Annotated in this window: 4 protein-coding genes; 2 read left to right on the top strand and 2 right to left on the bottom strand. The window is 62.5% G+C overall.

What is annotated here, in order from left to right:
• On the bottom strand, window positions 1–994 hold a 994-nt coding region (locus EPO09_RS19185; protein WP_290645650.1), incomplete at its 3' end, for a chloride channel protein.
• 125 nt (window positions 995–1,119) lie between these two features.
• Window positions 1,120–2,823 carry a CocE/NonD family hydrolase gene (locus tag EPO09_RS19180; protein ID WP_290645648.1) on the bottom strand — a complete coding sequence of 568 codons (1,704 nt, stop codon included), beginning with the start codon at window positions 2,821–2,823 and terminating at the stop codon, window positions 1,120–1,122.
• A 304-nt stretch (window positions 2,824–3,127) separates the two neighbouring features.
• On the opposite strand from EPO09_RS19180, the gene EPO09_RS19175 reads away from it, so the two are divergent.
• Together EPO09_RS19175 and EPO09_RS19170 are read left to right on the top strand one after the other, a co-directional pair.
• Complete coding sequence (locus EPO09_RS19175; RefSeq protein WP_290645646.1) at window positions 3,128–4,324, top strand: acetyl-CoA C-acyltransferase; 1,197 nt, start codon at window positions 3,128–3,130, stop codon at window positions 4,322–4,324.
• 34 nt (window positions 4,325–4,358) lie between these two features.
• Window positions 4,359–4,641 (top strand): enoyl-CoA hydratase-related protein (locus tag EPO09_RS19170; protein WP_290645644.1); only part of this gene is annotated, 283 nt, incomplete at its 3' end.

Raw genomic sequence — 4,641 nt, 5'->3', positions numbered from 1 at the left:
CCAGCGTGTTGCCCAGGGTCGAGCCGATGAAGAACAGCGGCGTGACTTCCCCACCCTTGAAGCCAAAGCCCAGTGACCAGACTGTGCTGAGCATCTTGCCCGCGAAGTCCCAGGCGGGCACCGCTTGCTGGAAAGATTCGGCCACAGGTGTCAGGCCCAGACCGATGTAGCGCCAGCCGTCGCCAAACCACACCAGCGCAGCGAAGACCACACCACCGAGAAGCGGGCGCAAGGGTGCGTAGGGAATCCAGGCCCTCATGCGGGCGGAGAGCCCATGAGCTGACTTGGCGAACAGCATGCCGATCAGGCCGAAGATCATGCCGGCCAGCACCACCGATATCAGCACCCACATCGACAGAGACGGGATCAGGCCCGCAGCGTAATGCGAGTGATGGATGCCCCACAGGCGCGTCACCTGATCGGCGACGATGGCTGCCACAAAGCAAGGCCACAGGGCGTCGTAGCGCATGCGGCCCACCATCAGGACTTCCATGCCGAACACAGCTCCGGCCAGCGGCGTGCCAAAAACAGAGGCAAAGCCCGCGCTGATGCCTGCCATCAGCAGCAGGCGACGATCGTGAGGTGAGAGCTTGAACAACTGCGTGAGTTGATCGGCGAGTGCGCCGCCCATTTGCACCGCCGTGCCTTCTCGGCCCACGGAGGCGCCGAACAGATGGGAGATGATCGTGGAGGCCAGGATCAACGGTGCCATGCGCAGCGGAATGGCGTTTTGTGGATCGTGTATTTCTTCGAGCAGCAGGTTGTTGCCGCCTTCCACGCTTTGCCCAAATTTCAAATAGATCCAGCCGACGATGAAGCCGGCCAGGGGCAGCAGCCAGATCAGCCAGCGATGTGATTCACGGGTGGCGGTGGCCCAGTCCAGCGATGCCAGAAACAAGGCCGAAGCCGAGCCGGCCAGGATGGCCACGAGGATGGCCAGCAGCAACCATTTGCTGACCTGAGGCAGGAGGTCGAATTGCTCGGGAAGTTTCATGCTGAGTGGAAAGGCCGATGGCCCGGATTGGCATGTCCATCATGCAAATCGTGGGCCATCGGGGCTTCCGTTCAGGAATTGTAGTGGCCCGGCATTTGGTGGGGGCCGGGCGCCCCGTGATCCGCTTAGTTGATATAAGGGATCGTCAAAGTGGCTTGGGTGCTGGCGTTGAAGACCAGATCCAGCTTGAAGTCGGTCTTGTTGGCTGCCGCATAGTGCGGGTCCTTGGTGTCGATGACCAGGCTCAGGCGGTGGCCCTTGGGCACGTCGTACGACATCATGTGGAAGTCCATCGGGAAGCTGATGGTCTTGCCGGGCGTGGCCCAGTGCACCGAGCGTGCGCTGTGCGTGATCAGCTTGCCGATGCCGAACTCGTCGACGTCATACAGGTAGGTGATCACCTGGGCTTGTGCCTGAGCAGGGCGCATCTGCAGTTGCACCTTGGGGATGCCGCGTAGCTTGAGCGTGTTGCCCAGCTTGGGTCCGTTGTAGACCACGCCATTGGCGCGGTTGACCAGGGCGGGCGCCGCGATCGGGAAGATGCCCACGCCGCTGAGCAGTTCGCTCACCAGCGGAATGCCAGTGGTGGCCACGGTATCGCCAGAGCTGCTGAGCGTGTCATTGAGGATCAGGCCGCTGGGTGAGGTCTGCAAAGCGCCGTTGATGCCCTTGGTGCAGAAGCAGTCCAGCTGGAAGCGCACATCGCCACGAGGCGCGATGTAGTAGGTCATGTTCTTGACCGTGGCATCCGGCCAGGTGGCCAGGCGTTCACGGGTCGAGCCATTGCCCACGGCCATGTCCACTTGCGGCTCGGCCACGATGCCGTTGTCCTTGCCCTTGAGCCAGTAGTCGAACCAACGATGCGCCTGGTCGTAGATGTAGTTGTCCGTACCCAGCAGCGCACCCAGTGCCTCAGCCGTGGCGTGCCAGCCCTTGTTCAGCAAGATTTTCTTGGGGCCTTGCAACTGGCTGAACATGTCCAGCGTCGAGTTGGGCGTGAACATCTCGTCCGAGTAGTTCTTGCTCAGGAACACGGGTGCTCGGCGTGCGTTGATCTTGTCGATTTCGTTGAGCGGCGAGCGTGGGCGAGCCCAGGCACGAATCTCGTCGGCACGTTGCTGCGTGGTGTCCGGGTTGAGCAAGTCAGCCTGCAGCACCTTGACTTCAGGGTCCAGCTTGCCGGCAATCGGCGCCACACCCACCAGCAGGTTCAGGTTGGACTTGTTGGTCGTTTCCTGGAAGTAGAGCTGCTCTTCCAGGCTGGCCCAGCCCGACAGCGCAGCAGCCGTCTTGATGCGTGGCTCGCGCGCCAGGCCCAGTATCGAGATGCCAGCGCCGTAAGAGATCCCACTGATGGCGATGTTGGCCTGGTCAACGGGCACATTGGCGCCCAGCCAATCCACGATGTCGCTCACGTCCTTGATGTCATCCGGCGAGGCCACGCTGGTGATGCCTTCCGATTTCCACCAGCCGCGCGAGGCGTATTCGATGACGATGTAGCCGTCCTTGGCCAGCTTGTAGGCCTGGCCGATGTATTCCCAGTCGGGGCACACCCAGCTGTTGACCATGATGATGGTCGGGAACTTCTGATCAGGGCTGCTGATCTTGGGCAGGAAGATATTGGCAGTGAGCTTGACCCCGTCATGCGTGGTCAGCGAGAGCTTGTTGACAAAGCAGGTGCCGTTGTCCGGGTTGATCTTGCCGGGGCTGGTGAGGTAGCCGGTATAGGCCTCACCTGGTGCCACGGGCTGACAGGTGATGGCGGCCGAGGCGCTGACCGCGCTCAAGGAAAGTCCGGCACCCAGCAGTGCGCTCCAAAGCTTGCTCATGTCTTCTCCAGTTGTCTTCCACGGTGCTCTGACGGCGCCGCTGGCCCTAAGGCTTGTTGATGTGCCGAATCAGTCTATGTTTCACGACAGATGTAAGTGATTCGGATATCACCTGTTGGGGGATACCCGTTGAATGTCAAGCGGCCGTCAGTCTTGTTGGCGCAAGTGGTTTTCTTTTGGCATAAGCACTTCGATATAGGTCAGTTTCCGGACAGCGAAGGGACTGCATGAGACAGATGTGTCGTTCACGGCGTCCTTCGTGGCATCCTCTTGGTCTGTTCAGAGCAACACTGAAGGAGACGCGGTGAGCGCACAACAAACAGACCCCATCGTCATCGTCGGTGCCACGCGCACCCCGATCGGCGCGTTTCAGGGGCAGTTCCAATCCACGAATGCCGCCACCTTGGGTGGTGCGGCGATTGCCGGTGCGCTGGCGCAGGCGGGTCTGTCCGGCAGCGCCGAGATCGGCGAAGTGCTGATGGGCTGCTGCCTCATGGCTGGCTTGGGGCAGGCACCTGCCAGGCAGGCTTCTATTGCAGCTGGGTTGCCCAACTCGGTTGGCGCCACCACCTTGAGCAAGATGTGCGGCTCCGGCATGAAGACCGTGATGCTCGCGCACGATCAGTTGCGTGCCGGCGTGGCCGACTTCTTCGTGGCCGGTGGCATGGAGTCCATGACCAACTCGCCCTATCTGCTGCCAGCCGAACGTGCCGGCCAGCGCCTGGGCCATGGCCGCACCATCGACCACATGTTCTTTGATGGCCTGCAAGACGCCTATGGTGGTGAGTTGATGGGCCATTACGCCGATCAGGTCGCCGAGCAGCAAGGCTATACACGGGCACAGCAAGACGCCTATGCCACGGACTCCGTGCTGCGCGCCCGTGCCGCCGTCGAGGCTGGGTTGTTCAAGGATGAGATCACGCCCGTCACGCTCAAGGGCCGCGGCGAAGCGGTGGTGATCAGCCAGGACGAAACCCCATCGAAGTGCCAGCCCGACAAGATCACCCGACTCAAGCCGGCTTTCCGCCCGGATGGCACGGTCACGCCGGCCAGCTCGGCCTCGATCTCTGATGGTGCCGCAGCACTCGTGCTGACGCGTGCCAGCGTGGCGCAGCAACGCGGCCAGCAGGTGCTCGCCCGCATCGTGGCGCACAGCACCTACGCCGCTGAGCCGGGCCAGTTCGCCACGGCTCCCGTGCCCGCCATCCAGCGCGTGCTGGACAAGGCTGGCTGGCAGGCCGCCGATGTGGACCTGTTCGAAGTGAACGAAGCCTTTGCCATCGTGGCCCTGCATGCCATGCGCGAGCTGGGCTTGCCGCACGACAAGGTCAACGTGGCTGGCGGCGCCTGTGCACTCGGCCATCCGATCGGTGCCACGGGTGCCCGCATCATCGTCACGCTGATCCATGCTTTGCGCCGCACAGGTGGCCGCCGTGGCGTGGCCTCGCTGTGCATTGGCGGTGGTGAAGCCACGGCCATGGCCATCGAGATCCCAGCCTGATTTTTTCCTCCCTTATCCCTGCTGTTTCATCACCATGATCGAACTCGACATCGACGCCAGCGGCGCCATCGCCACCATCACGCTCAACCGCCCGCCCGCCAACGCCTGGTCGCTCGACGGCCTGCGCCAGCTCAAGGCCACGGTGGAAAAGCTCAATGCCGATCAGCGAGTGCGCGCCATCATCGTGACCGGCCAAGGCCCCAAGTTCTTCAGCGCGGGCGCTGACCTCAACGTCATGGCCGATGGCGACAAGGCCGTGGCCCGTGACGTGGCCCAGCGTTTTGGCGAAGCCTTCGCCACGCTGCAAGAAGCCCGCG

The organism is Aquabacterium sp. (genome assembly GCF_004297345.1).
Classification (GTDB): Bacteria; Pseudomonadota; Gammaproteobacteria; order Burkholderiales; family Burkholderiaceae_C; genus Aquabacterium.
This window is presented reverse-complemented; position numbering and strand designations above follow the sequence as displayed.

What these genes read in the sequence shown, in the direction of transcription:
- EPO09_RS19180 (WP_290645648.1), bottom strand. Translation starts at nt 2,823, where the DNA reads ATGAGCAAGCTTTGGAGCGCACTGCTGGGTGCCGGACTTTCCTTGAGC.